This is a genomic window from Sphingopyxis sp. H053, assembly GCF_001468225.1.
GTDB lineage: Bacteria > Pseudomonadota > Alphaproteobacteria > Sphingomonadales > Sphingomonadaceae > Sphingopyxis.
In genome coordinates this window covers 115,357-140,445 of the sequence record NZ_LNRU01000007.1, presented here as the reverse complement: position 1 = coordinate 140,445, position 25,089 = coordinate 115,357, and the positions used below count along the sequence as shown (strand labels likewise).

General features: G+C 65.9%; 35 protein-coding genes. 31 read left to right on the top strand and 4 right to left on the bottom strand.

From position 1 onward, the window contains the following. Positions 1–69: 69 nt before the first annotated feature. The 26 genes from ATE70_RS15125 (at position 70) to ATE70_RS15000 (ending at position 16,400) form a co-directional block, all read left to right on the top strand. Positions 70–759: a TetR/AcrR family transcriptional regulator gene (locus ATE70_RS15125; RefSeq protein WP_082639623.1), complete on the top strand. Its 690-nt coding sequence runs from the start codon at positions 70–72 to the stop codon at positions 757–759. A gap of 72 nt (positions 760–831) precedes the next feature. Next, positions 832–1,266, top strand: coding sequence for a VOC family protein (locus tag ATE70_RS15120; protein ID WP_058538724.1), 435 nt, complete (start codon positions 832–834; stop codon positions 1,264–1,266). A gap of 27 nt (positions 1,267–1,293) precedes the next feature. Next, positions 1,294–1,710: a DoxX family protein gene (locus ATE70_RS15115; protein WP_058538723.1), complete on the top strand. Its 417-nt coding sequence runs from the start codon at positions 1,294–1,296 to the stop codon at positions 1,708–1,710. Beyond that, entirely contained in the window at positions 1,707–1,925 is a 219-nt protein-coding gene (locus ATE70_RS15110) for a DUF4287 domain-containing protein (protein WP_058538722.1), read from the top strand. The genes ATE70_RS15115 and ATE70_RS15110 overlap by 4 nt, the downstream gene beginning before the upstream one ends. Positions 1,926–1,956: 31 nt before the next feature. After that, complete coding sequence (locus ATE70_RS15105; RefSeq protein ID WP_082639579.1) at positions 1,957–2,916, top strand: alpha/beta fold hydrolase; 960 nt, start codon at positions 1,957–1,959, stop codon at positions 2,914–2,916. A 33-nt stretch (positions 2,917–2,949) separates the two neighbouring features. After that, positions 2,950–3,624 (top strand): glutathione S-transferase family protein, encoded by a 675-nt coding sequence (locus tag ATE70_RS15100; protein WP_058538720.1) that lies wholly within the window; start codon positions 2,950–2,952, stop codon positions 3,622–3,624. A 33-nt stretch (positions 3,625–3,657) separates the two neighbouring features. After that, the gene (locus tag ATE70_RS25845) at positions 3,658–4,383 is read left to right on the top strand and encodes a DUF1428 domain-containing protein (RefSeq protein WP_058538719.1); all 726 of its coding nucleotides are present in this window, start codon (positions 3,658–3,660) and stop codon (positions 4,381–4,383) included. Between the two features lie 162 nt (positions 4,384–4,545). Further along, positions 4,546–5,184, top strand: coding sequence for a glutathione S-transferase family protein (locus ATE70_RS15090; RefSeq protein ID WP_058538718.1), 639 nt, complete (start codon positions 4,546–4,548; stop codon positions 5,182–5,184). Next, positions 5,181–5,732 (top strand): GFA family protein, encoded by a 552-nt coding sequence (locus tag ATE70_RS15085; RefSeq protein WP_197411469.1) that lies wholly within the window; start codon positions 5,181–5,183, stop codon positions 5,730–5,732. The genes ATE70_RS15090 and ATE70_RS15085 overlap by 4 nt, the downstream gene beginning before the upstream one ends. Next, positions 5,729–6,028 (top strand): DUF6958 family protein, encoded by a 300-nt coding sequence (locus tag ATE70_RS15080; RefSeq protein WP_058538717.1) that lies wholly within the window; start codon positions 5,729–5,731, stop codon positions 6,026–6,028. The genes ATE70_RS15085 and ATE70_RS15080 overlap by 4 nt, the downstream gene beginning before the upstream one ends. 23 nt (positions 6,029–6,051) lie before the next feature. Next, positions 6,052–6,768 carry a DUF899 family protein gene (locus tag ATE70_RS15075; RefSeq protein WP_058538716.1) on the top strand — a complete coding sequence of 239 codons (717 nt, stop codon included), beginning with the start codon at positions 6,052–6,054 and terminating at the stop codon, positions 6,766–6,768. 24 nt (positions 6,769–6,792) lie between these two features. Next, the gene (locus tag ATE70_RS15070; RefSeq protein WP_058538715.1) at positions 6,793–7,581 is read left to right on the top strand and encodes a VOC family protein; all 789 of its coding nucleotides are present in this window, start codon (positions 6,793–6,795) and stop codon (positions 7,579–7,581) included. Positions 7,582–7,597: 16 nt separating this feature from the next. Then, a complete protein-coding gene (locus ATE70_RS15065) occupies positions 7,598–8,008 on the top strand; it encodes a VOC family protein (protein ID WP_037517040.1) in 411 nt (136 codons plus the stop codon). Positions 8,009–8,010: 2 nt separating this feature from the next. After that, positions 8,011–8,523 carry a VOC family protein gene (locus tag ATE70_RS15060; RefSeq protein WP_058538714.1) on the top strand — a complete coding sequence of 171 codons (513 nt, stop codon included), beginning with the start codon at positions 8,011–8,013 and terminating at the stop codon, positions 8,521–8,523. Further along, complete coding sequence (locus ATE70_RS15055) at positions 8,510–8,962, top strand: hypothetical protein (protein ID WP_058538713.1); 453 nt, start codon at positions 8,510–8,512, stop codon at positions 8,960–8,962. Before ATE70_RS15060 ends, ATE70_RS15055 begins: the two co-directional genes overlap by 14 nt. Further along, positions 8,962–9,615, top strand: a complete 654-nt coding sequence (locus ATE70_RS15050; RefSeq protein ID WP_058538712.1) for a glutathione S-transferase family protein — start codon at positions 8,962–8,964, stop codon at positions 9,613–9,615. Before ATE70_RS15055 ends, ATE70_RS15050 begins: the two co-directional genes overlap by 1 nt. Before the next feature lie 8 nt (positions 9,616–9,623). Then, positions 9,624–10,013, top strand: coding sequence for a VOC family protein (locus tag ATE70_RS15045; protein ID WP_058538711.1), 390 nt, complete (start codon positions 9,624–9,626; stop codon positions 10,011–10,013). An 84-nt stretch (positions 10,014–10,097) separates the two neighbouring features. After that, entirely contained in the window at positions 10,098–10,895 is a 798-nt protein-coding gene (locus ATE70_RS15040; protein WP_058538710.1) for a hypothetical protein, read from the top strand. A 171-nt stretch (positions 10,896–11,066) separates the two neighbouring features. After that, on the top strand, positions 11,067–11,402 hold the full coding sequence (locus tag ATE70_RS15035; RefSeq protein WP_058538709.1) for a PGPGW domain-containing protein: 336 nt from the start codon (positions 11,067–11,069) through the stop codon (positions 11,400–11,402). Positions 11,403–11,503: 101 nt separating this feature from the next. Beyond that, the gene (rpmH, locus tag ATE70_RS15030; protein WP_039570342.1) at positions 11,504–11,638 is read left to right on the top strand and encodes a 50S ribosomal protein L34; all 135 of its coding nucleotides are present in this window, start codon (positions 11,504–11,506) and stop codon (positions 11,636–11,638) included. A 29-nt stretch (positions 11,639–11,667) separates the two neighbouring features. Beyond that, positions 11,668–12,015, top strand: coding sequence for a ribonuclease P protein component (gene rnpA, locus ATE70_RS15025; protein WP_082639576.1), 348 nt, complete (start codon positions 11,668–11,670; stop codon positions 12,013–12,015). A 151-nt stretch (positions 12,016–12,166) separates the two neighbouring features. After that, positions 12,167–12,379 carry a membrane protein insertion efficiency factor YidD gene (gene yidD, locus ATE70_RS15020; protein WP_058538707.1) on the top strand — a complete coding sequence of 71 codons (213 nt, stop codon included), beginning with the start codon at positions 12,167–12,169 and terminating at the stop codon, positions 12,377–12,379. A 44-nt stretch (positions 12,380–12,423) separates the two neighbouring features. Then, complete coding sequence (yidC, locus tag ATE70_RS15015) at positions 12,424–14,169, top strand: membrane protein insertase YidC (protein ID WP_058538706.1); 1,746 nt, start codon at positions 12,424–12,426, stop codon at positions 14,167–14,169. Further along, on the top strand, positions 14,166–14,831 hold the full coding sequence (yihA, locus tag ATE70_RS15010; protein WP_058538705.1) for a ribosome biogenesis GTP-binding protein YihA/YsxC: 666 nt from the start codon (positions 14,166–14,168) through the stop codon (positions 14,829–14,831). The genes yidC and yihA overlap by 4 nt, the downstream gene beginning before the upstream one ends. A 181-nt stretch (positions 14,832–15,012) precedes the next feature. Continuing rightward, positions 15,013–15,684 carry a glutathione S-transferase family protein gene (locus ATE70_RS15005; RefSeq protein WP_058538704.1) on the top strand — a complete coding sequence of 224 codons (672 nt, stop codon included), beginning with the start codon at positions 15,013–15,015 and terminating at the stop codon, positions 15,682–15,684. Between the two features lie 68 nt (positions 15,685–15,752). After that, positions 15,753–16,400 (top strand): hypothetical protein, encoded by a 648-nt coding sequence (locus ATE70_RS15000; protein ID WP_058538703.1) that lies wholly within the window; start codon positions 15,753–15,755, stop codon positions 16,398–16,400. On the opposite strand, the gene ATE70_RS14995 is transcribed toward ATE70_RS15000, so the two are convergent. Next, positions 16,397–16,864, bottom strand: coding sequence for a cupin domain-containing protein (locus ATE70_RS14995; protein ID WP_058538702.1), 468 nt, complete (start codon positions 16,862–16,864; stop codon positions 16,397–16,399). The genes ATE70_RS15000 and ATE70_RS14995 overlap by 4 nt on opposite strands. Before the next feature lie 96 nt (positions 16,865–16,960). Here ATE70_RS14995 and dapE point away from each other — a divergent pair, with 96 nt between their 5' ends. Further along, complete coding sequence (gene dapE / locus ATE70_RS14990; protein WP_058538701.1) at positions 16,961–18,094, top strand: succinyl-diaminopimelate desuccinylase; 1,134 nt, start codon at positions 16,961–16,963, stop codon at positions 18,092–18,094. Here dapE and ATE70_RS14985 read toward each other — a convergent pair. From ATE70_RS14985 to ATE70_RS14975, 3 genes are read right to left on the bottom strand one after another with little or no spacing between them, the layout of a single operon-like run. Next, the gene (locus ATE70_RS14985) at positions 18,091–18,666 is read right to left on the bottom strand and encodes a Smr/MutS family protein (protein WP_058538700.1); all 576 of its coding nucleotides are present in this window, start codon (positions 18,664–18,666) and stop codon (positions 18,091–18,093) included. The genes dapE and ATE70_RS14985 overlap by 4 nt on opposite strands. A gap of 1 nt (position 18,667) precedes the next feature. Next, the gene (locus ATE70_RS14980; protein WP_058538699.1) at positions 18,668–19,993 is read right to left on the bottom strand and encodes a murein transglycosylase A; all 1,326 of its coding nucleotides are present in this window, start codon (positions 19,991–19,993) and stop codon (positions 18,668–18,670) included. Positions 19,994–19,997: 4 nt separating this feature from the next. Next, a complete protein-coding gene (locus tag ATE70_RS14975) occupies positions 19,998–20,660 on the bottom strand; it encodes a Tim44/TimA family putative adaptor protein (RefSeq protein ID WP_137893901.1) in 663 nt (220 codons plus the stop codon). Positions 20,661–20,911: 251 nt separating this feature from the next. On the opposite strand from ATE70_RS14975, the gene secB reads away from it, so the two are divergent. The 4 genes from secB (at position 20,912) to ATE70_RS14955 (ending at position 24,933) form a co-directional block, all read left to right on the top strand. After that, positions 20,912–21,430 (top strand): protein-export chaperone SecB, encoded by a 519-nt coding sequence (gene secB, locus ATE70_RS14970; protein WP_058538698.1) that lies wholly within the window; start codon positions 20,912–20,914, stop codon positions 21,428–21,430. 24 nt (positions 21,431–21,454) lie between these two features. Beyond that, positions 21,455–23,059, top strand: coding sequence for a murein biosynthesis integral membrane protein MurJ (gene murJ / locus ATE70_RS14965; RefSeq protein ID WP_082639575.1), 1,605 nt, complete (start codon positions 21,455–21,457; stop codon positions 23,057–23,059). 3 nt (positions 23,060–23,062) lie between these two features. Then, positions 23,063–24,061: a tryptophan--tRNA ligase gene (gene trpS / locus ATE70_RS14960; protein WP_058538697.1), complete on the top strand. Its 999-nt coding sequence runs from the start codon at positions 23,063–23,065 to the stop codon at positions 24,059–24,061. Positions 24,062–24,231: 170 nt separating this feature from the next. Next, positions 24,232–24,933: a DUF4136 domain-containing protein gene (locus ATE70_RS14955; protein WP_058538696.1), complete on the top strand. Its 702-nt coding sequence runs from the start codon at positions 24,232–24,234 to the stop codon at positions 24,931–24,933. Positions 24,934–25,089 lie beyond the last annotated feature (156 nt).

The window sequence follows — 25,089 nt, the reverse complement described above, 5'->3', positions numbered from 1 at the left end:
ATCATCGCGCACATCGCCGAGGTCTATGCCGATTTGACAACATACCAACTAGTCGGTATGTCGATTCGCATGACGACGAATCACCCGCCCTCGATCCCCGCAGCCGCCGCCCGCGATGTCCCCCCGGCGGGCGGCGGCACCCCTGCGGTCCGCGCGCCGCGCGGCAGCGCGCGCGCCAAGCTGATCGCCGCGGCGCATGCCACGGTGCGCAAGCAGGGCTATGCGGCGACGACGGTCGATCAGATCTGCGCGGCGGCGGGGGTGACCAAGGGTGCCTTCTTCCATCACTTCGCGTCGAAGGAAGAGCTGGCGGTCGCGGCGGCCGAGGGCTGGACCGAACGCGCGCGGCCGATGTTCGAGCTGGCACCGCATGTCAGCCTCGAGGACCCGCTCGACCGGCTGCTCGGCCATATCGATTTCCGCCTGTCGATGCTCGACGGCCCCACCGAAGATTATACCTGCTTCGTCGGCACGATGGTGCAGGAAGCCTATGCGACGAACGACCGCATCCGCGCCGCTTGCGAGGCAAGCATCAACGCCTATTGCCAGGCACTCGCGCCCGACATCCAGGCGGCGATGGACGTTTATAACGTGCCCGAGGATATCACCGCGATCGGCCTGGCCCAGCATGTCCAGTCGGTGCTGCAGGGCGCTTTCGTCCTGGCGAAAACGACGAACGATCCGGCGATTGCGCGCGGCACCGTCACCCATTTGAAGCGTTATGTCCGGATGCTGTTCGGCGCCGGCGGCACGCCATGATGCGACAGGTAATTGTCGCCGCGCACCGCGCACGCTGACTTCAACAATCACCACCCCCCAAAGGAGAGAGTAATGCCCCAGATGATTTTCGTGAACCTGCCGGTCACCGACCTCGACAAGTCGAAAGCCTTTTACGAGGCGGTCGGCGCGGCGAACAACCCCGCCTTCACCGACGAAACCGCCGCGTGCATGGTCGTCGAAGAGGGTTCGATCCACGTCATGCTGCTGACCCACGCGAAATGGGCGGACTTCACGACCAAGACGATCCCCGACGCGCGCACGCATGCGCAGGTCCTGCTCTGCCTTTCGGCCGACAGCCGCGACGCGGTCGACGGACAGGTCGACAAGGCGGTCAAGGCGGGCGGCAAGGCCGACCCGACCCCGACGCAGGATTTCGGCTTCATGTACGGCCGCAGCTACGAAGATCCCGACGGCCATATCTGGGAAGTGATGTGGATGGACCCGACCGCGATCCCCGCCGGCGAGCCCGCCGAAGCATCGGCCTGACATAAAGCATAAGGGAGGAGGAAGAGGATGACCGATACGACCCCCGCCAAGGGCCAGTTGATCGCCGGCCGCGTTTTGAGCGGCCTTGTGATCCTCTTCCTGCTCTTCGACGCCGGGCTCAAGCTGGTGTCGCCCGAGACCGCGATCAAATATAGCCCGCCCGATCTAGGATGGCCGCTCGAGGTCGGCACGATGTATCTGCTTGGGTTCCTGCTGCTGATCCCGACCCTGCTCTATATCTGGCCGCGCACCGCGATCCTCGGTGCGATCCTGATCACCGGCTATCTCGGCGGCGCGATCGGCACGCATGTGCGCATCGACAGCCCGCTGTTCAGCCACAGCCTGTTCGGCGTCTATCTTGGCCTGATGCTGTGGGGCGGCCTGTGGCTGCGCGACCCGCGCCTCCGCGCGCTGATCCCGCTCAGGGCAGGAGCGAGCGCATGAGCTTCCAGGCCTATATCGACAATGTCGAAACCAAGACCGGCAAGTCGGCCGGCGCGTTGACGGCGATCGCGATCGACAAGGGCCTCGCCGACGAAAACGGCCTCGCTCCCGGTATCAAGGCCGGCGCGATCATCGACTGGCTGAAGGCCGATTACGACCTCGGCCACGGCCACGCGATGTCGATCGTCGCCTGGATCAAAGGCAAACGCTCCTAGCCTCCGTCTTTAGAATAAGAGGAATAGTCGAATGACAAACCACTCCTCCAGTTGGAGCCTCGTGCCCGTCTTTGCGCTGTTCGCCGCCGCGGCCCTGCCGCAGCCGGCGCACGCCGCGCCGCCCGCCGCCGCCCCAGAAACCGCCAAAGCCGCGGCACCGGTAACGGTCAAGAATGGCGACGCCGATGTGAATGGCACGCGCATCCATTACCAGCTGCACGGCGATCTCGCGTCGGGCAAGACCCCGCTGCTCATACTCCACGGCGCGTTCATGTTCTCCGACGCGATGAAGCCGCTGATCGCCCCCCTGGCCGCGACGCGCCCGGTGATCGCGATCGATGCGCGCGGCCATGGCCGGTCGGGCGGGGTCGACGGCAAGCTCAGCTATGATCTGATGGCCGACGACGCCGCCGCGGTGCTTGCAAAGCTCGGGGTGAAACAGGCCGACGTGCTCGGCTATTCGATGGGCGCATCGACCGCGATCGCGCTGGGGGTCCGCCACCCCGGACGGGTTGGCAAACAGGTCATCCTGTCGGGAACCTCGCGGCTCGACGGCTGGTATCCCGAAGTGCTCGCCGGTATCGCGCAGATCACCCCCGAGACATTCGCCGGCAGCCCGATCGAAACGGGTTACAAGAGCCTGTCGCCGACGCCCGACAAATTTCCGAAACTGGTCGAGAATATCAAGACGCTCGACGCCACGCCCTTCGCCTATTCCGACGAACAGCTTCGCGCGATCCCCGGCAAGACGATGGTGATCATCGGCGACGCCGACGGCGTCACGCTCGATCATGCGATCGCGCTGTTCAAGCTGCGCGGCGGCGGCGACATCGCGGCAGCGACCCAGGGTTTCATGACCGAAGCGCCGAAGGCGCGGCTCGCGATCCTGCCCGCAACATCGCACGTCGGGATCATGAGCGAGGCGCCCGCGATCGTCGCGACGGTCGTGCCCTTCCTCGACGACGCCAAGCCGCCGATGCCGACCTTCTGACCCCAACGACAAGACAAAAAGAGAGGAACGATCATGTCCGTCAACCCGAACGCCAAGCTCGAGATCACCGCCTTCGACTGGGTTCCCGATTTCGCGCGCGGCTATGTCCGCGACCTCCGCCCGCGCTGGGCGTGCGAGGAAATCGGGCTCGATTATGCCGAGCATCTGATCAGCGCGATCAACCGCCCCGCCGACCATTTCCTGTTCCAGCCGTGGGGGCAGGTGCCGGTGCTCAACGACGGCGGCATCCGCCTGTTCGAAAGCGGCGCGATCCTGCTCCACCTCGCCGAGAAGGACGAACGGCTGATGCCCCGCGATCCCCAGGCGCGCGCCAACACGCTCGCCTGGCTGTTCGCCGCCTATAACAGCGTCGAGCCGATGCTGTTCGAACTCGGCAATGTCGATATCTTTTCGACCGACGAGGAATGGGCGAAGCTGCGCCGGCCGAGCCTGATCGAATTCATCCAGGGCCGGCTCGGCCGCCTCAACGACGCGATCGGCGACAAACAATATGTCGCGGGCGACTTCACCGTCGCCGACATCGCGATGGCGACCGTGCTGCGCGAAGGTGTCGAGGCCGGACTGATCGCCGAACAACCGCGGCTGCAGGCCTATCTCGACCGCTGCCTCGCCCGGCCAGCATTCCAGCGTGCGATGGACGCACAGCTCGAAGCCTTCAGCGAAGAAGCGGGCCCACCCGCCGCCTGAAGTTCCACTCCCACCCCCCTAAGGAGAGATAAGATGACCTATGTAGAAGGATTTGTGGTCGCGGTGCCGACCGCCAACAAGGAAGCCTATCGCAAGCATGCCGCCGATGCGGCGCCGCTGTTCAAGGAATTCGGCGTCGCGCGCATGGTCGAATGCTGGGGCGACGATGTCCCCGACGGCAAGGTCAACGACTTCAAGGGCGCCGTGCAGGCGAAGCCCGACGAGACGGTCGTTTTCAGCTGGTTCGAATATCCCGACAAGGCGACGCGCGATGCCGCGAACCAAAAGATGATGAGCGACCCGCGCATGGCGCAAATGGGCGGCGAGATGCCGTTCGACGGCAAGCGCATGATCATCGGCGGATTCGACTCGATCGTCGACGACGCCAAGGGAGGCGACGGCAAGACCGGTTATGCCGACGGCTATATCGTGCCCGTCCCCGACGCCAACAAGGAAGCCTATCGCGAGCTGGCGCAGAAGATGTCGGGCGTCTTCATCGACTATGGCGCGACGCGCGTCGTCGAGGCGTGGGCGGACGATGTCCCCGACGGCAAGGTCACCGACTATGCGCGGGCGGCGCACAAGAAGGACGACGAAAGCGTCGTCTACAGCTGGGTCGAATGGCCGAGCAAGGAAGCGCGCACCCAGGGCTGGGAAAAGATGATGGCCGACGAGCGGATGAAGGCGAGTTCCGAGAACACGCCGTTCGATGGCGCGCGCATGATTTATGGCGGTTTCGCACCGATCGTCGAGGCGTGATCGCAGCTGCTCCTCCCTGTGGCGAAGCCATGGGGAGGGGGACCGCCGCGAAGCGGTGGTGGAGGGGCCGCAACGCTGCGCCATTGGCCCCTCCGTCAGCGCTGCGCGCTGCCACCTCCCCACCGCTGCGCGACAGGGAGGATCGAGAAGAGGATCCGAACGATGATAAAACTCTACGGAACGCCCCCCACCCGCGCGCTGCGTGCGATGTGGCTTTTGAACGAACTCGATCTCGCGCACGAGATCATCTCGATCGACCTCGGCGCCGGCGAGCAGCTGACGCCCGAGTTTCTGGCGCTCAATCCGGCCGCGAAGCTGCCGGTGTTGGTCGACGGCGATCTGGTGGTAAGCGAATCGGCGGCGATCCAGCTCTATCTGGCGGATAAATATGGCGGCCGCTTTCCCGGCGGCGGGCTGATCCCCGGCACGCCCGAAGGCCGTGGCCAAATGTATCGCTGGCTGTTTTTCCTGATGACCGAGATCGAAGCGCCGCTGTGGCGGATCGCGTTGCACAGCTTCCTCTATGCGCCCGACGAGCAATCGGCCGCGGAAATTGCGCTGGCGAGGCGCGATTGCAAACGGATGATCGCAATATTCGAACAACATATGCAGGGGCGCGACTTTGTCGTCGGCGCGCAAGTGACGGTGGCCGATTTCAATGCCGCCTACACGCTCGATTGGGCCAAGCTGGAAGACATGCTGGACGATGCCCCGGTGCTCCGAGCCTATCTGGAATCGATGTACGCGCGGCCCAAGGCGCCGGTGACGATCGCCGAGGCGATGGCGGAGCTGGAGGCATGAGCCGCAGCGAGCCCGGCATGACGCGCACCGCCTCGTGCCCGTGCGGCGCGGTGCGGCTGGAACTCAGCGGCAATCCGATCGTCGCGGCGACCTGCTATTGCCATAGCTGCCAGGAGGCGGGCCGGACCTTCGCCGCGCTTCCGGGCGCGCCGGGAGTCGTCGGCGCCGACGGCGGGACGCCCTATGTGCTGATGCGCAAGGACCGGTTGCAATGGCTGTCGGGATCGGACCAGCTGGACGAGCATCGGCTGAAGCCCGATTCGCCGACGCGGCGGTTCGTCGCGCGCTGCTGCAACGCGCCGATCGCGCTCGAATTCACCAAGGGGCATTGGCTGAGCGTCTATTCGGGACGCATAGCCGAGGCCGAGCGCCCGGCGGCCGAGATGCGGACGATCGTCGGCGACCGGCCCGACGGGGTCGAGCTGCCGGACGACATCCCCAATTACCGGACGCCGACGGGCAAGTTCATGTGGCGGCTGCTGAAGGCGTGGGCCGCGATGGGTTTCCGCGCCCCGCCGATCGAAGCAACGAAAGGATATGCAGGATGAGCAAAACCATCGAACGCACCGAGATGCGCAGCATAACCAGCCCGGGTTTCGCGATGCAGGTCGACAAGGCGAAATATGACGCAATGAAGGACGCGATACTGGCGGCGGTGCCGAAAACCGTGCCCGGACTGACCGTCGCCGAGATCAAGGCACGCGTGCTGCCGCTGCTGCCCGAGGAGCTGTTTCCCGGCGGCGCCAAGGCGGGCTGGTGGCTGAAGGGCGTTCAGCTCGATCTTGAGGCGCGTGGGCTGATCGCACGCGAAAATGTGAAGCCGCTGCGGCTGCACCGGCTATAAGCGAACCCAGAAGGAGGCAGGCTATGCAACATCTGTCCTTCCCCGGCGAGAGTCCCGAATATCGCGCCGCGCGCGCCGAGCTGCTCGCCGACGAAATCGCGCTGCGCCGCCAGATCGAGGCGGTCGCCGCCAAGCGCCGCGCGCTGCCGCCGGGTGGCGCGGTGCCCGAGGATTATAGCTTCGAACGCATCGGCGAATATGAGCGTCCCGAGCGGGTGAAGCTGTCCGAGCTGTTCGAGGGCAAGCCGAGCATCATCCTGCAAAGCTTCATGTTCGGGCCCGAGCGCGACAAGCCGTGCAACGGGTGCACGCATATGCTCGACGCGATCGACGGCAGCGCGCGTCATGTCGGGCAGCGCGCGCCGCTCTACATCGTCGCCAAGTCGCCGATTGCGCGGCTCGAAGCCTGGGCGAAGGAGCGGCGCTGGCCGCACCTCATCTTTCTGTCGGACGTCGATGGACGCTATTCGGCCGATTATTTCGGCGACACGTCGAAGCTGACCGACGCCAAGCGCGCCGAGCATGGCCTGAAGCCCGGCGAGAATTGGGACGAGACGATCTTCAACGTGTTCTGCAAGGATGGCGCGGACGTCCGCCACGTCTGGGCGAGCGAGATGGCTTATGCGCCCGAGGATCCCGGCCAGCACCACCGCGCGGGCGACCTTGTCGATCCGCTCTGGGGTCTGCTCGACATGACGCCCGAGGGACGCGGCGACTGGTTTCCCAGCCTGACCTATTGAGACCAAGGAAAGAGGAGAGAGACGATGGCATCCAATTTCATCTGGTACGAACTGATGACCCCCGACCCCGCTGGCGCGGCATCCTTTTACGGCGCCGTCGTCGGCTGGACCATCGCGGCGCAGAACGACGCCGCGGCCGGCGGCGTCGATTACCGCATGATCGGGCGCAGCGACGGCGGCACCGCGGGCGGGGTGCTCGCGCTGAGTGCCGATATGCTCGCGGGCGGCGCACGCCCCGGCTGGCTCGGCTATCTCGAGGTCGCCGATGTCGATGCGAGCATCGATGCGATCAAGGCCGATGGCGGCGCGGTGCATATGCCCGCGACCGACCTCCCCGTCGGGCGCATCGCGATGGTCAGCGACCCGCAGGGCGCGCATTTCTATATCATGGACCCGATCCCGCCCGAGGGTGCCGTTCCGGGGGAAGGCGGCGTGTTTTCGGTCACCGAAGCGCAGCATGTGCGCTGGAACGAACTCGCGACCAGCGACCCCGACGCCGCGATCGCCTTCTATAAAAAGCATTTCGGCTGGGGGCAGGAGGGCGAGATGGATATGGGTCCGCTCGGCGCCTACCGCTTCCTCCAGCGCGGCGACGTGATGATCGGCGCGGTGATGCCCTTGATGGAGGGCTATCCGGTGCCCGTGTGGAATTTCTACATCGGCGTCGACGACATCGACCGCGCGCACGCCGCGGTGACCGCGAACGGCGGCACGATCACCAGCGAACCGATGGAAATCCCGGGCGGCGAATATGCGATGAACGCGATCGACCCGCAGGGCGCGCCCGTCGGCTTCGTCGGCCCGCGCAAATAAGCAAAGGAGAGAGAGGATGGAAAACCAGGGCCCGACGACAGGACTCACCCCGCATATCGCCATCGCCGACAAGCGCGCGAGCGAGGCGATCGATTTTTACATCAAGGCGTTCGGCGCGACCGAGAATATGCGCATGCCCGCCGACGATGGCGTGCGGCTGATGCACGCGCATCTGACGATCAACGGCGCGTCGCTGATGATGCACGACGAATTTCCCGAATATGTCAGCGAACCCTCGGGCAAGCCCGATGGCGTGACCTTGCACCTGCACGTCGACGACGCCGACGCCTGGTTCGACCGCGCGGTCGCCGCCGGCGCGACGGTGGTGATGCCGCTCGACAATATGTTCTGGGGGGACCGTTACGGCCAAATCAAGGATCCGTTCGGCCATCAATGGTCGATCGGCGCGCCGATCAAAGGAGAGTGAAAATGACGAACCAACCGACAAGCCAGCCCGTGACCCTCTGCCTCTGGTACGACAAGGACGCCGAGGAAGCCGCGAACTTCTATGCCGCGACCTTCCCCGACAGCAAGGTCGGGTCGGTCCACAAGGCGCCGGGCGACAATCCGAGCGGCAAGGAGGGCGACGTGCTGACGGTCGACTTTACCGTTCTCGGCATATCGTGCGTCGGGCTCAACGGCGGCCCCGCCTTCAAGCATAGCGAGGCCTTTTCCTTTCAGGTCCACACCGACACGCAGGAGGAAACCGACCGGCTGTGGAACGCGATCGTCGGCAACGGCGGACAGGAAAGCATGTGCGGTTGGTGCAAGGACAAATGGGGGCTGAGCTGGCAGATCACTCCGCGCGCGCTGACCGACGCGGCGATGGGGGGCGACCCCGCGGCCGCCAAACGCGCGTTCGAGGCGATGATGACGATGAAGAAGATCGACATCGCGAAGATCGAGGCCGCGGTGCGGGGCGAAGCCGTTGACGCGGCGTAGTCCGGCGCTCTTCGCCTGGCTGCTCTGCGGCACGCTCGACATCGTCTATGCGGCGGTGTCGAGCGTCGTGCAGGGGGGCACCGTCTCCTCGATGCTCCACGCCGTCGCGAGCGGGCCGTTCGGCGACGCCGCGCGCGGCTGGGGCATCGGCGGCGACATCGCGGGGCTCGCGACGCATTATGCGATCATGGGCGCGATGGTCGCGGCGTGGTTCTTTGTCGCGCGGCGCTGGACCGCGCTGACCGTATGGCCATGGTGGCTCACCGGCACGCTCTACGGGCTGCTGCTCTATGTCATCATGAACGGGATCGTGCTGCCGCTGCGCTTCGGAGTGCCCTTCCCGCCGACCGACCTCGTCAAAGGCGCGGTCGCGCTCTTTCCGCATATTTTCTTCGTCGGCTGGCCGCTCGCCTGGCTGACGCGCAAGGATGGTAATTGATGCTGATCTATTATGGCCACCCCTTCTCCTCCTACACCTGGAAAGTGCTGATCGCGCTGTACGAGAAGGGGATCGAATTCGACTATCGCTCGGTCGACCCGGCGTTCCCGGACCATATGCCCGAGCTGAAAGCGCACTGGCCGGTCGGGCAGTTTCCGCTGCTCGTCCACGACGGCATTCCCTATTTTGAATCGTCGATCATCATCGAATATCTCGACCGGCTGGTGCCCGAACCGCGCCTGATCCCGGCGGATTTCGATGCGGCGCTGAAAGTCCGGCTGTTCGACCGCGTCTTCGACAATCATGTCATGGGCCGGATGCAGGCGGTCGTCGCCGACGCGATCCGCGGGCCCGAAAATCACGTCCCGATGATCGTCGAGCAGTCGAAAGCCGCGCTCGATACCGTCTATGGCTGGCTCGACAAGGAGCTGGCGGGCGGCGGATGGGCGACGCCCCATGGCTTCACCATGGCCGATTGTGCTGCGGCGCCTTCGCTCTTCTACGCCGACTGGGTTCATCAAATCCCGGACACATACGAGAATCTGCGCGCCTATCGCGCGCGGCTGCTCGCGCATCCGACGATTTCGCGCTGCGTCGAGGAAGCGCGGCCCTATCGTCCCTATTTCCCGCTCGGCGCCCCCGACCGCGATTGAGGAAGCCAATGGCGGTCGAGCTCAACCACACGATCATCTGGTGCCGCGACACGCGCGCGTCATCGGCCTTCCTGGCCGAAATGTTCGCGCTCGACCCGCCCGAACCCTTCCTCCATTTCATGGTGGTCCGGCTCGCGAATCATGTGTCGGTCGATTTCATGCAGAAGGACGGGCCGGTCGCGCCGCAGCATTATGCCTTTCTGGTCAGCGAAGCCGAGTTCGACGGCGTGATCGACCGGCTCGCGGCGCGCGGGCTCGACTATTGGGCCGACCCGGCGCGCACCCGGCCGGGCGAGATCAATCGCCATTTCGGCGGGCGCGGCGTCTATTTCGCCGATCCCGACGGCCATCTGCTCGAAGCGATCACGACGCCTTATGGCACCGAAAGCGAGCTGTAGCGCGATTGTCCCGGATCGCGGTTAACGGCGCGCTGACACTGCCTGTTCGCCATTTGATAGGCGCGCACGCGCGAAGGCGGACCTATGGTTTCGCCGTCGGCCTTCGTCCGCACGCTCATCGTCGCCGCTTTGGCGGCGGTGCTCGCGTTCGCGCCGGCGCAGGCGCAGCAGGTCGTGACGATCACCACCACGACGGTGACGTGGACTTATGACGATGCCGGCGTCGAAGACGGCGTCGCCGACAGCGATGAGGATGTCATCGACGAAGGCGCCGCGCTGCTGGATGACGAGGCGCTCGCCGAGGATGCCGATTTCGCGGCGACGCGCCGCTACGCCCCCGCCGCCACGCTCGCGACACTCGGCCATGCCAAGGCGCGTTTCGGTCCCTTTTCGGTGATCGACGGCGCGACCGTCCGCATGGCGGGCGACGTCACCTCGGCCACCCCGCGCCAGTTCGCGGCGATGCTCGCGGCGTATCCGGGGCTCAAGCGGCTTGAGATGCTCGACTGCCCCGGCAGCCTCGACGAGGAAGCGAATTTGATCCTCGCGCGCGCCATCCGCCGCGCGGGGCTCGAAACCGTGGTTCCGGCGGGCGGCTCGATCCGCTCGGGCGCGGTCGAACTGTGGCTCGCCGGCGTCACCCGCCGCGCCGCGCCCGACGCCGAATTCGGCGTCCACAGCTGGGCCGACGAATATGGGCGCGAGGCGAACGACTATCCTGCGAACGACCCGGTCCACGCCGAATATCTGGGCTATTACCGCGAAATGGGGCTGAACGACGCGAAGGCGCGCGAATTTTACGCGCTGACCAACAGCACCCCGTTCGACGACGTCCGCTATCTGACGCGCGACGATATGGCGCGCTTCGTCACGCTGAATTGAATGTCGTCGCGACTGCGTTCGTGAAGGCAGCCATGACCGAACCCCGTCATTCCCGCGAAAAAGAGAGCAACGTCCGCTCACCACCCCAAAACCGCCGCGCGCGATCATAAACCCGCGCGCGCCAAGCTGCTTTAGCCTTGCAACACGCCGCAGCCTCCCCACATCGCCCCCATGGCGAAACGCAGCCTTTACCAGCGATTGCGATCGAACCCGCGGGTGCGGACGGCGCTGTTCGTGCTTGGCGTCCTGCTGATGATCGCCGCGCCCTTGCTCGGTCCGCTGCCGGGGCCGGGCTTTGTCATCCTGTTTCCCGCGGGATTGATGCTGGCTTTGCAGAACAGCGAGTGGGCGAAGCGCGTCTATGTCCGCTTCAAGCGGCGCCACCCGCGCTATGCCGGCTGGACCGACCGGTTGATGCGGCGTACCAGCGCGGCGCGGCGGCGCGAACGCGAAGCGCTGGCGGCAGCCGATGGCGAAACGACCGAAAACCGCGCCAATGGCGATTGACTTTGCGCCGACTCTCGCTTATCCGCGCCTCCATCAGTGGCCGCCCACGTTTGGCGGCCCTTTTCTGTTAAAGCCTTTGACGAGAATTAGGGACAACCGCGATGAAGCGTACCTTTCAACCGAGCAACCTCGTGCGCGCCCGTCGCCACGGTTTCCGCGCCCGCAAGGCAACGGTTGGCGGCCGCAAGATTCTCGCCAACCGCCGCGCCCAGGGCCGCAAGAAGCTGTCGGCCTGATCGCTGACGCTTCTGCGCCAGTTCAGCTGGTGCGAACGCTTTCAAAACGTAGCGAATTTCTGGCCGCCAACCGCGGCCTTCGCTTTCCCATGCCCGGCTTTGTCCTGCTCGTCCGCCAGCGCGGCGACGGCGACGACGTGCTGGGCATTGGCTATACCGTCAGCAAGAAAGTCGGCAATTCGGTCACGCGCAACCGGATGAAGCGCCGGCTGCGCGAACTGTGCCGCGCCGCGCTTCCCGAATCGGGGATCGCCGGCGCCGACCATGTGCTGATCGGCCGGCCGGGCGGCAACGACATCGTCTTTGCCGAACTCGGCGAGCATCTCGATTCGGCGCTGAAGCGCGCGGCGAAGAAGCTCGGGACGAAGCCGTCGTGATTGCCGCCCATCTCCTTTATCGTCACCCCGGACTTGATCCGGGGTCCCGCTCGGCGACGTTGAAAAGCGGGACCCCGGATCAAGTCCGGGGTGACGAAGAAGAAAAAACATCATTCGCGCGTGAAGTTGCGCGGATTTCCGGGCTTTTCTCGTGATCGCCAAATTGCTCATCCTGATCGCGCGCGGCTGGCAAATCGGCCCGTCGCGCATCCTTCCGCCGACCTGCCGCTACGCGCCCTCGTGCAGCGAATATGCGATCGTCGCACTGCGGCGCCATGGTGCGATCAAGGGTGGCTGGCTGGCGACAAAGCGGCTATTGCGCTGCCATCCTTGGGGGGGCCACGGCTACGACCCCGTTCCTTGAACGGCATTCCCCGACTTTTTAGAGACGAAGAGAGATCGAAGAGCGTGGACGACAAGCGTAACATGATCGCGGCAATTTTGTTGTCGGTGGCCATCCTGATCGGCTGGAATTTCGTCTCCGAGAAATTCTTCCCCACCCCCGACAAGCCCGATGTGACGACGACGGTCGCCGGGCCGGGCGGCTCCGCGCCCGCCGCGGCGCCGGGCCAGCCCGCCGCGCTGCCCGCCCCCGGGGTGCCCGCTACGGCCGCGCCGCAGGCGATCCGCCCGATCGAAGCGGTGCTCGCCGACGGCAACCGCATTCCGATCGAAACTCCCGCGATCAAGGGGTCGATCAACCTCGTCGGCGCGCGCGTCGACGACATCACGCTCAGCAAATATCGCCAGACGATCAAAAAGGATTCGCCGCCCGTTCGCCTGTTTGCCCCCGCGGGCACCAAGGCCGCCTATTTCGCGAGCATCGGCTGGTCGGCGCAGGGCGTCGTCGTTCCGGGTCCGACCACGGTCTGGACCGCGACCGGGACCAAATTGACCCCGACGACGCCGGTCACGCTGAGCTGGGCCAACGGCGCCGGTCAGACCTTCCGCATCGAATATAGCATCGACAGCGATTATCTGATCACCGCGAAGCAGACGATCGCCAACACCGGCGCCGCCCCCGTCGCGGTGCGCAGCGGCACCTATATCGACCGCACCGGCAAGCCGACCGACCCGCACGAGCAGGACAGCTGGACGATCCACGTCGGCCCGACCGGCTATCTCGACGGCAAGTCGAACTTCACCAATTATGACGAGCTCGAAGAGGCGGCGAACAACACCGTCTCCTACACCTCGGCCGGCTGGCTCGGCTTCACCGACAAATATTGGCTCGCCGCGGTCGTCCCGGCGAAGGGCGAAAAAGTCTCCGCCGCGTTCAATTCGCTGCCGGGCGGCGCCTATCGCGCCGCCTTCGCCCGCGACCTTGTCGAGGTCGCACCGGGCAAGCAGGTCACGACGACCAGCCGCGTCTTCGCCGGCGCCAAGGAAGTGAGCACGCTCTCGCACTATCAGGACGATCAGGGCATCACGCGCCTGTCGAACGCGATCGACTGGGGCTGGTTCGAATTTTTCGAGGTTCCGATCTTCAAGCTGCTCGACTGGCTGTTCAAGCAGGTCGGCAATTTCGGCGTCGCGATCATGGTGCTGACCTTGATCATCCGCGCACTGATGTTCCCGATCGCGCAGCGCCAGTTCGGTTCGATGGCGCAGATGCGCCTCGTCCAGCCGAAGATGAAGGCACTGCAGGAACGCCATAAGGACGACAAGCCCAAGATGCAGCAGGAGCTGATGAAGCTCTATAAGGACGAGAAGATCAATCCGCTCGCCGGCTGCCTTCCGATCGTCATCCAGATTCCGATCTTCTATGCGCTGTACAAGGTGCTGATGCTGACGATCGAAATGCGGCACCAGCCGTTCATTCTGTGGATCAAGGATCTGTCGGCGCCCGATCCGCTGCACATCCTGAACCTGTTCGGCCTGCTGCCCTTCACCCCGCCATCGATCCTGTCGATCGGCATCCTCGCGGTGATCCTGGGCATCACGATGTTCCTGCAGTTCCGCCTGAACCCGCAGGCGACCGACCCCGTGCAGCAGCAGGTGTTCAAGATCATGCCGTGGCTGTTCATGTTCATCATGGCGCCGTTCGCGGCGGGCCTGCTGCTCTACTGGATCACCAACAACCTGCTGTCGATCGCGCAGCAGCAATGGATGTACCGCAAGTTCCCGCAGCTGAAGGCGGCACCGGCGAAGTGAGCGACAACGAGGATCTTGACCCGGGGGCCGACCCCGAACGGGCGGAGCGCGCGCGCAAGCTGTTTTCGGGACCGATTACGTTCCTGAAATCGGCGCCCGCGCTCCAGCATCTGCCGCCTCCGAGCGTGCCCGAAATCGCGTTCGCGGGGCGCTCGAACGTCGGCAAGTCGTCGCTGCTCAACGCATTGACGAACCGCAACGGGCTGGCGCGCACGTCGGTGACGCCGGGACGGACGCAGGAGCTGAACTATTTCGACGTCGGCGAGGATCCCCTGATCTTCCGGCTCGTCGACATGCCCGGTTACGGCTTTGCCAAGGCGCCGAAGGATGTCGTCAAGAAATGGCGTTTCCTGATCAACGATTACCTCCGCGGCCGCGCGGTGCTGAAACGCACGCTCGTGCTGATCGACAGCCGCCACGGGATCAAGGACGTCGACCGCGACGTGCTCGAAATGCTCGACACCGCGGCGGTCAGCTATCGAATCGTGCTGACCAAGGCCGACAAGATCAAGGCGACCGAACTCGAAGCGGTGCAGGCCGCGACCGAGGCCGAAGCCCGCAAGCATCCCGCCGCGCACCCGCAAGTGATCGCGACGAGCAGCGAAAAGGGCATGGGGATCGCCGAGCTGCGTACCGCGGTGCTGGAGGCGGTCGAGTCATAATTTCTCCTCTCCCCTTGCGGGAGAGGATGGTGCAGGTTGCGGACTTGTCCGCTACCGGAACCTGGAGAGGGGGCGTGCGCACGCAACCGTTGACACCCCCTCTCCCAGCTACGACTAGGCAGCAAGCTGCCAAGTCTGCGCAACCCTCTCCCGCAAGGGGAGAGGGATTAAAGGAGACACCATGAAACTCTTCCTCGGCAACAAGGCATACTCCAGCTGGAGCCTGCGCGGCTGGCTCGCGGTCAAGCATAGCGGCCTGCCGTTCGAGGAAGTCACCGTCCCGCTTTACGACGAGGATTGGTCGAACCGCCGCGAGGGCGACGAGTTCGCGCCGTCGGGCGGCAAGGTGCCGATCCTGTGGGACGGCGACGATATCGTCGTGTGGGACAGCCTCGCGATCATCGACTATCTCAACGAAAAGACCGGCGGCACCAAAGGTTTCTGGCCCGACGACATGGCGGCGCGCGCGATGGCGCGCTCGATGGCGGCCGAAATGCATTCGAGCTTTGCCGCGCTCCGCCGCAACCACAGCATGAACATCCGGCGCATCTACCCCCCCGCCGAACTGCTCCCCGAAGTGCAGGCCGATGTCGTGCGCATCTTCCAGATCTGGGCCGAGGCCCGCGCGCGCTTCGGCGGCGACGGCGATTATCTTTTCGGCAAATGGTCGGCGGCCGACATCATGTTCGCGCCCGTCGTCACGCGCTTTATCACTTACTCGATCCCGCTGCCGCGCTTTGCCGCCGCTTATGCGCAGGCGGTGATCAGCCACCCGTGCATGCAGGAATGGATCGGCGGCGCGCAGGCCGAGGACTGGATCATCGAGAAGTTCGAGGGGCCGGTCGAGGGCTGAGCCCAAGCTATCGCGGCGATGAACCGGCCGTTCAGGACATGACCATGTCGGCCTGCTATTCCGGGCCTATGCGATATCCTGTCACCGCGGCGCTGATCGCCTTTGCCCTGCTGCTCCCCGCCATCAGCCCGGCGGCGGCGCAGCGCGGGGCGGACTGGGAGATCGGCCCGATCATTCGCGGCAAGAATTATTCGCAAGGCATGCCGCTGCGTCCGCAGCCGACCCGTACCGGGTGGCAATTCGACTTTCCCGTCGGCAGCGCCGCAGCCGGCCATGTCCACTATGTCACCTTCCGCCCCGGCCCGATCTCGCCGCAAGCCCGCATCGTCGTGCGCTACCGCGTCGATGCACAGGCCGGCACGCGCTTCGTGCCGCAGGAAAGCCCCGATGTTCCCGCCACCGTGTCGCTCTATTTCCAGCGGCGCGGCGACAATTGGAGCGCGAAGGGCCGCTACGAAGATTTTCGCTGGTACGCCCCCGCCGCCACGGTGCGCGAAATCGCGCCGGGCGAACATGAAATCAGCGTGCGGCTCGACGATCCGAACTGGATTTCCGTCCTGGGCCGAACCGCCGGATCGAAGCCGGGCGCGATCGAGGCCGCACTCGCCGATATCGACCGCATCGGGCTGGTCTTCGGATCGCCGGCGGCGCGCGGTCACGGCGTCTATGCGACCGCATCCGCCCGCTTCACACTGCTGAGTTACCGAATTCTCTAGGGAATCCGCGACGTCGGATAGGGCGTGCCGTCCTTGTGGAAATAGCCGTCGGGCGTGAAAAGCATGTCGATGTCCGAATAGCCGCCGCCGGTGTCATATTTCTTGCCGCCGCCCAAGGCGACGAAGACGCAGTCGGCATCCGATTCGTTGACGAGGTGATGGCCGTTGGTGCTGCCCTTCGGCCACACCGCGATGTCGCCGGGCCGCATCGGCCAGCGTCCGTCGTCCTCGATCAGCACCGCCTCGCCCGAAATCATCACGAGCATCTCGTCCTCGCCGTCGTGCCAGTGACGCTGCGACGACCAGGCACCGGGTTTGAGCACGACATGGCTCGCGGCGAAGTCGCTGAGCCCCGTCGGCGGCGCGAGGCGGCGGTACCAGCGGCCCTGCACAGGCGCATCGTAAGGCGCGGGATAGCCCGTCGTGTTGGTTTGCGGGATCGTATCGAGATCGAGCTTGGGCATGGCAGTCCTCGTGGCTTTGTTCCCACTTTGTTTCGCACAACGGCGGCGCGATGCAAAGCCTCGACTTGCGGCCGCGCGAGGGAGTAAGGGAGCGGCATGAGCATCACCGTCGATCCCGTAGAGCTTGCCAAGGCGCTGATCGCCGCGCCGAGCGTCACCCCCGCCATGGGCGCCGTGTTCGACACGCTGGAGGCGGCGCTGACCCCGCTCGGCTTCACCATCGAGCGGTTCATCGACGGGATCGAACCCGACGGCCCCGTCGAAAACCTGCTCGCGGTGCGGACGGGCAAGGGGCCGAAGCATTTCGGCTTTGCGGGGCACCTCGACGTTGTGCCGCCGGGTATCGGCTGGACCGGCGATGCCTTTGCTCCCGAGGTGCGCGGCGATTTGCTCTACGGCCGCGGCGCGGTCGACATGAAGGGCTCGATCGCCGCCTTTGTCGCTGCGGCGGCCGCGACGCCGGTCGAGGCGGGCACGATCAGCCTGATCATCACCGGCGACGAGGAAGGCCCGGCGATCTTTGGCACGCGCGCGCTGATGGAGCATATGGACGCGCGCGGCGTCCGCCCCGACATGATCGTCGTCGGCGAGCCCACGTCGGTGAACCGGCTCGGCGACATGGTGAAGATCGGCCGGCGCGGCTCGGTCAATATCTGGATCGACGTGCCGGGAACGCAGGGCCATGTCGCCTACCCGCACCTCGCCGACAATCCGATCCCCAAGCTGGTCAAGATTTTGGCCGCGATCGATGCGGTGGTGCTAGACAGCGGCAACGACTGGTTCCAGCCGTCGAACATCGAATTCACCGACGTCGAGGTCGGAAATGGCGCAACCAACGTCATCCCCGCGTCGGCACGCGCCCGCCTGTCGATCCGCTTCAACGACCGGCATAAGGGCGCCGACCTCGTCGCGATGATCGAGCGTCTTGCGCACGACGTCGAGCCCAATGCCAAGGTGCTCGGCAAGATTTCGGGTGAAGCCTTCCTCACCCCGCCGGGCGACCTGTCCGAACTGGTCGCCGAGGCGATCCATGCCGAAACCGATGTGCGCCCCGAAATGTCGACCACCGGCGGCACCTCGGACGCACGCTTCCTCCACGCGCTCTGCCCGGTGGTCGAGTTCGGGCTGACCAATGCCACGATGCACAAGCTCGACGAAGCCGTCGCGGTCGAGGATCTGCACACGCTCACCGCCATCTATCGCGGCATATTGATGCGCGCTTTCGTCTAATCTTCGCGGGCGCGCCGCAGGATGACATAGACCGCGCCCGCGCCGCCGTGGCTGATGTGCGCGGGGCGGAGCGCGACGATCTGGTCGGCGTAGGGCGAGTAAGCAAGCCAGTCGGGCAGCGACGCGCGGATCGCGCCGCGCGGGCGCGGATCGCCGTGCATCTGCGGCAGGCGGTCGGCGCCGGGGCGCAGCCGTCCCGCGACCACCAGCAGCACGCGCGCGCCGCGCATCAGCCCGCGCCCGATCGCCTCGTCGAGCAAAGCCTGCGCCGAGGCGAGTGTATGGCCGTGGAGGTCGATGCTGAGATCGGGGCGGACGAGCCCCTTGCGCAAGCGGCGGTCCCAATGGCCGTCGAGCGTCGCCGCCTGGTGTGTACGGCGCGGCGGCGGCAGTTTCGTCGCGGGTCGCGGCGCGGCGGCGGGCACCGCGACGCCGCGCGGGGTGGGTTTCGGCGGCTTCACGGTCGGCGGCGCCACGGGCGCGGACGGCGCCTTCGCCTTGGCGAGCGGCTTTACCGTCGCCGCGACCTTTTTCCACAGCGCGCTTTCTTCGGGGGCGAGGCGCCGCGGCACATCAAGGCGCCGGGATCAGCCGTGCGATGCTGGCGCGCGGAAGCAGCAGCAGCGCCGAGCCGCGCCCCGCCATGCCGCCCGCGATCGCGCGCGCATCGTCGCCCGCGCCCCAGAAGCTGTCGAAGCGGTTGGCGCCCTTGATCGCGCCGCCGGTGTCCTGCGCGATCCACAGGCCATTGGGTTCGGCGCGGTCGAGCGAAAGGACAACGGGGGCGCCGAGCGGCACATATTTGGGATCGGCGGCGACGCTCGCGCGGCCGGTCACCGGGACGCCGAGCGCGCCGAGCGGCCCGGGGCCGGTGAGTTCGCGGAAAAAGACCCAGCTTGGGTTCTCGTTCATCACCGCGGCGCCGCGCACCGGATCGGCGCGGAGATAGTCGAGGATGCCCTGCATCGACGCCTGCCCGCGCTGCAGCTCGCCGCGGTCGAGCAGAAGCTTGCCGATGCCGACATAACCGCGGCCGTTCTGCGTATCATAGCCGATGCGCATGATGCCGCCGTCGGGCAGGCGGAGGCGGCCCGAGCCCTGCACCTGCAGGAAGAAGAATTCGGCGGCGTCGGCGGCATAGGCGATTTCGAGCCCGCGCCCGTCGAGCGCGCCGCTCTCGATCGCGGTGCGGTCGTAATAGCGCGTGAAATTGCTGCCATCGACGCGCCCGCGGATCTTGCGGCCCTTCAAATCGTCGGCGAACTGGCCGAGGTCGACTTCGATCAGGTCGGCGGGGCGGCGATAGATGGGGACGTCATAACCCGGCTGCTTCGTGCGCGAGCCGGCGATTTCGGGTTCGTAATAGCCGGTGACGAAGGCGGTGCCGGCGCCGACCTGTACGGTGCCGAAATAGTTGGTGAAGAAGGCCGAAGCGTCGCCGTCCTTCCAGCTTTTCGCCGCGTTGCAGCTTTCGGTCCAGTCGGCGCCCTGCGTCAGGCCGCTGGTGTCGGTGCGGCGCTGGACCGAGGGGCAGCTGATCCGAAACGCGACGAGCGCCGCGCTCGCCTGTTCGGCGGTCACACCGAGCGTCGCGAAATCGGGACCCGCGACAACGCCGCTGGCAGCGGCGGTCGTCGCATCGGCCGGGACGGGCGTTGCGGGAAGCGCCGCTCGTGGGGTCGCGGGAATCGGCTGCGCGGCGGCGCCGGCGCCCTCAGACGGGCGCGGTATATAGGGGCGCGGCGTGCCAGCCGGACGCGGCGGTGCAGGGCTGGTGGTCGCGGGACGGCCGCTATCCGCCTCGGGAATCACCGACGCGCAACCCGAAAGCAGTGGCAGAGTAGCGAGCAGCGCGAATCCGAAAGTCCGCGCGCGCGGCGCCCCCACCGCCCGGATCATGCGATCAGGCCGATTCGGCTTCGTCGAGCACCCAATTGGGGTCGTTGCTGCCGATCTGGCGGCGGAAGGTCCACAAATCGTCGGTCTGCGACGCGTCGCTCATCGACCCGGCGATCAGCTTGCCGTCGGCGTCGCGCGTCACCGCGCTGATATCGGCGTGGTAACGAACGGTGACGCGCGCCTCGCTGCGATTCAGTTCGACCGCGGTGATCTTGGCCGAATCGATTCCCATCAGGCGGTTGTCGAGCGTTTCCCCGCGGCTTTCGCGCGCGGCGATCGCGTCGGCAAAGGCTTCGTAGCTGTCGTCGTCGCACAGGTCGCGCAGCGTGTCGCGGTCGCCCTTCCAATAGGCTTCGAGGATCATGCGATACGCGGCTTCGGCGCCTTCCATGAAGCGGCCGGCGTCGAAATTGCGGTCGGAAGCCAGCAACTGGCGGAGGCCCGCCTCGGCAGCGGGTTCGTAAACGAGACCCGAAGTGTCGGCCGGTGCGGTCGCGGGCGCCTGCGACCCGTCATTCTCGTCGAGCCGGACCGGCGAGGCGGCGGTGCGCTCGCGCGGCAGCACGGGCTCCTGCTCATGCCCCGTGCGCTTGCCGAGCACCGAGTAGAGCCGCATGCCGAGGAAGGCGGCAATCATGGCGAGCAGGACGATCGAAAAAGCGGTCACGGGCAAAAGTCCAATGCGGGCAATAGAAACATAGTGGTTGATACATAGGCGATACGCGCCTCAGTTTCAAATGACCATGACCGCTGCCGCGCGGCGGGTCAACGATTCGCCCTTAACTATAGGATCGACAGGGCGGCCATTGTGCTCGCCGCCGGGCGCTGCTAAGCGCCGCGGCAACCGTCCGCCGCGGTTCCGACACGGTCCGCGGATGCCGATATTGTTTCCATCTTTTCAGTGAAAGCTTCTTCATCATGGCTGACGAGACCAGCGCCGACATCAACAATCCCGCCCTGCAGCCCAATGGCGAGGACACGAGCCCGGCGATCGGCCTGATTTCGCAATATGTGAAGGATCTGTCGTTCGAAAATCCGAACGCCCCCGCGGTTTACCAGTGGCAGGACGCGCCGCAGGTCGATGTGCAGTTCAACATCGCCGCCGACAGCGTCGGCGACAATCTGTACGAAGTGACGCTGAAGATCGACGTGACGTCGAAGACCGATGCGGGCACGAGCTTTGTGATCGACCTGAAATACGCCGGCCTGTTCGGCGTCCGCAACGTCCCCGACGACCAGCTGCAGCCCTTCTTCCTCGCCGAAGCGCCGCGCATCCTGTTCCCCTTCGCGCGCCGCGTCGTTGCCGATGCCGTCCGCGACGGCGGCTTTCCGCCGCTGCTGCTCGAACCGATCGATTTCCACGGCCTGTTCATGCAGCAGGTCCAGCAGGTCGAAGCCGAGCAGGCGGGCGACGTCGCGCCGGTCGGCCAGGCTTAACCCCCTTTCGGACGGGCTGACGGGTTGAGCAGCCTCATCAAAAATGTCGGGACGATCGGCGGGCTGACGATGGTCAGCCGGATCTTCGGTTTCGCCCGCGACATGCTGCTCGCCCGCGTGCTGGGCGCCGGCCTCGCCGCCGACGCCTTCCAGCTCGCCTTCACGCTGCCCAACACCTTTCGCCGCCTGTTCGCCGAGGGCGCCTTCTCGGTCGCCTTCGTCCCGACATACAGCCGCGCGCTCCACGGCACCGACGCGGAGGGGGGCGGCGAGGCGGCGGCGGCGAAATTCGCCGACGATGTCCTCTCGGTCTTCCTCTGGATATTGCTCGTTTTCTCGGCTGTGATGATGATCGCGATGCCGGGAATCGTATGGCTGCTCGCGCGCGATTTCCAGGAGGTGCCGGGCAAGTTCGAATTCGCGGTGTTCCTGAGCCGCGTCACCTTCCCTTATCTGGCGCTCGTCAGCCTGGTCGCGATGCTGTCGGGCCTGCTCAATGCCCGCTCGCGCTTTGCGCCGGGCGCCTTTGCGCCCGTGCTGCTCAATATCGTGCTGATCGGCGGCATCATCACCGGATGGTGGCTGCGCGGTCCGGGGGGCGACGACCGGATCGTCGCCGAAGCGCTGTGCGTCGCGGTGAGTATCGCGGGCGTCGTCCAGCTCGCCTATATGTGGTGGGCGGTGCGCCGCGCCGGGCTGAAGCTGCACTGGCACCTGCCCCGGTTGACGCCCGAGGTGAAAAAGCTCGGCATGCTGATCCTGCCTGCGACCTTCGGCGCGGGGATTTATCAGATCAGCCAGTTCGTCGACACCTTCTTCGCGACCTCGCTGGCGCAGGGCTCGCTGACGCTGCTCAAGCTCGCCGACCGGCTCAACCAGCTGCCGCTAGGCATCGTCGGCATCGCGCTCGGCACCGCGATCCTGCCGATGCTCTCGCGGCATATCCATTCGGGCGATGCCGCCGAGGCGCAGCGATTGCAGGGCAATGCGTTCGAGATTGCGACGCTGCTGACGCTGCCCGCCGCCGCTGCGCTCGCGATCTGCGCCCCCGCCTTCGTCACCGCTTTTTTTGTCGGCGGGCGGTTCACCGAGGCCGACGGCGCGATCATGGCGCAGATCGTCGCCGCACTCGTCGCGGGGCTTCCCGCCTATGTCATCGTCAAGATTTTGAATCCGGGCTTCTTCGCGCGCGAGGATATGCGCACCCCTGTGTGGACCGCGCTCGCGGCGCTGATCGTCAATATCGCGATCAACCTTTATGTCGTCGAACATTATGGCATCGTCGGGCTCGCGGGCGCGACTGCGGCGTCGGCGTCGCTCAACTGCCTGCTGCTCTACACGGTGCTCCACCGCCGCGGCTGGTTCCATTTCACCGCGAAGCTTGGCGGTAGGATCGCGCGCCAGCTGATCGCGGTCGCGGCGATGTCGGCGCTGCTGTGGTGGATGATGCCGATGATGGCGCCTTATTATGGCGGCGGCGTTTTCGAGCGGATCTGGTCGCTTGTCGCGCTCTGTACGGCGGGCGGCGCGGTGTTTTTCGTCGTCGCCTTCCTCGTCGGCGCGCTTGACAAGGATCTGGTCGCCATGCTCACGCGGCGGCGCGCCAAACCGGCGGTTGAACAGGAGTAAGACATGCGGACGCTATCGGGCATCCAGCCCACCGGAAATTTGCATCTCGGCAATTATCTGGGCGCGATCCGCAACTGGGTGCGCATGCAGGACGAGATGCCGGGCGAAAAGCTCTATTTCCTCGCCGACCTGCACGCGATCACCGTCTATAACGACCCCGCCGAGCTGACCGCGAACACGCGCGAGATGGCGGCGGCGTTGCTGGCCGCAGGGATCGACCCCGCGAAATCCATCCTGTTCAACCAGGCGCGCGTTCCCGCGCACGCCGAACTCGCGTGGCTGCTCTTCTGCACCGCGCGCATCGGCTGGCTGAACCGGATGACGCAGTTCAAGGAAAAGTCGGGCAAGAACCGCGAGGGCGCGAGCGTCGGGCTGTTCGCCTATCCGGTGCTGCAGGCGGCCGACGTGCTGATCTATCAGACGACGCATGTGCCCGTCGGCGACGACCAGAAGCAGCATCTCGAGCTCGCGCGCGACATCGCGACCAAGTTCAACCTCGACACGGCCACCGAGACCTTCACCCTGCCCGAACCGACGATCCCGGCGGCGGCGGCGCGGATCATGAGCCTGCGCGACGGCAGCGCGAAGATGTCGAAGTCGGACCCGAGCGATGCGAGCCGCATCAACCTCGTCGACGACGCCGACACGATCATGGCGAAGATCCGCAAGGCGAAGACCGACGCCGAGCCGCTGCCGTCCGAGGCCGCGGGACTCGAAGGGCGCGCGGAAGCACGCAATCTGGTCGCGATCTATGCCGCGATGGCCGACGAAAGCGTCGATCAGGTGCTCGCGCGCTTTGCCGGGCAAGGCTTCGGCGCGTTCAAGCCCGCGCTCGGCGAACTGCTCGTCGAAACGCTGCGCCCGATCGCGACGCGGCTGAACGAACTCAAGTCCGACCCGGCGGCGATCGACGCGGCGCTCGAGGCCGGTGCGGCGCGCGCATCGGCGCTCGCCAAGCCGACCCTCGACGCTGCTTATGCCGCGCTGGGGCTGTGCCGCTGACAGCGCGCTGTTTCGCAGGCGAAATTTCTTGTTTTTGCGGCGCGCGACCCCATATCGGGTCGTGGAACCGCCATGCGATGAAACGAGTTCAACCAAGGTTAAGTCGCACCGGCGTAGTCTATGGTACGAGAGCGCGGCTATATGCGCTTCCCGAATACGGAGCCAAGACGATGAGCAAGATGAATCTTAGACGGCTGGGTCTGGCCGCGATGACCGGCGCGGCGCTCGCGCTCGCGGGTTGCGCGACGCCGTTCAAGGCCGATGTCGCGCGCTTCCAGACGCAGCTTCCCGCACCGCAGGGCCAGAGCTTCACCGTCGAGGCGAGCAACCCCGCGCTGCAGGGCGGCATCGAGTTCGGGCATTATGCCAATCTCGTCGCCGGCGAACTGACGCGCTATGGCTATCGCCCCGCGGCGAATGGCGAACGCGCCGACCTGATCGTCCGCATGGATTATGGCGTCGACAAGGGGCGTGAGCGCGTCGTGTCGAGCCCCGGCTTCGGCGACCCCTGGTACGGCGGTTACGGCGGCTATTATGGCCGCGGCTTCTATCGCCCGGTGATCGTCAGCGGCCGCGGCGGACGCCGCTATGTCTATGGCTATCGCGACCCGTTCCTGTGGGGCGGGTTCGGCCCGGGATGGGGCGGCTATAACGACGTCAGCAGCTACACCGTCTACACCAGCGGGCTGAACCTCCAGATCAACCGCGCCGCCGACGGCTCGCGCCTGTTCGAAGGCCACGCCGAGGCGCAGTCGCGCGACAACAATCTCCAGGCGCTCGTCCCGAACCTCGTCGAGGCGATGTTCACCGGCTTCCCCGGCAATTCGGGCGAGCGGGTGCGGATCACGGTGGCGCCGCCCGAAAAGGGCTGAACCGCCTCGCAAGCCAAAGCAAAAGGCCCGCCATCCGAAAGGAAGGCGGGCCTTTTTTTGTTTGGCATCAAAGCGATATCCGCTTTCGACCGGTTGCGGACTCCAACACTCTCGTCATCCCGGATCAAGTCCGGGATGACGAAGGGTAGGGAAGCA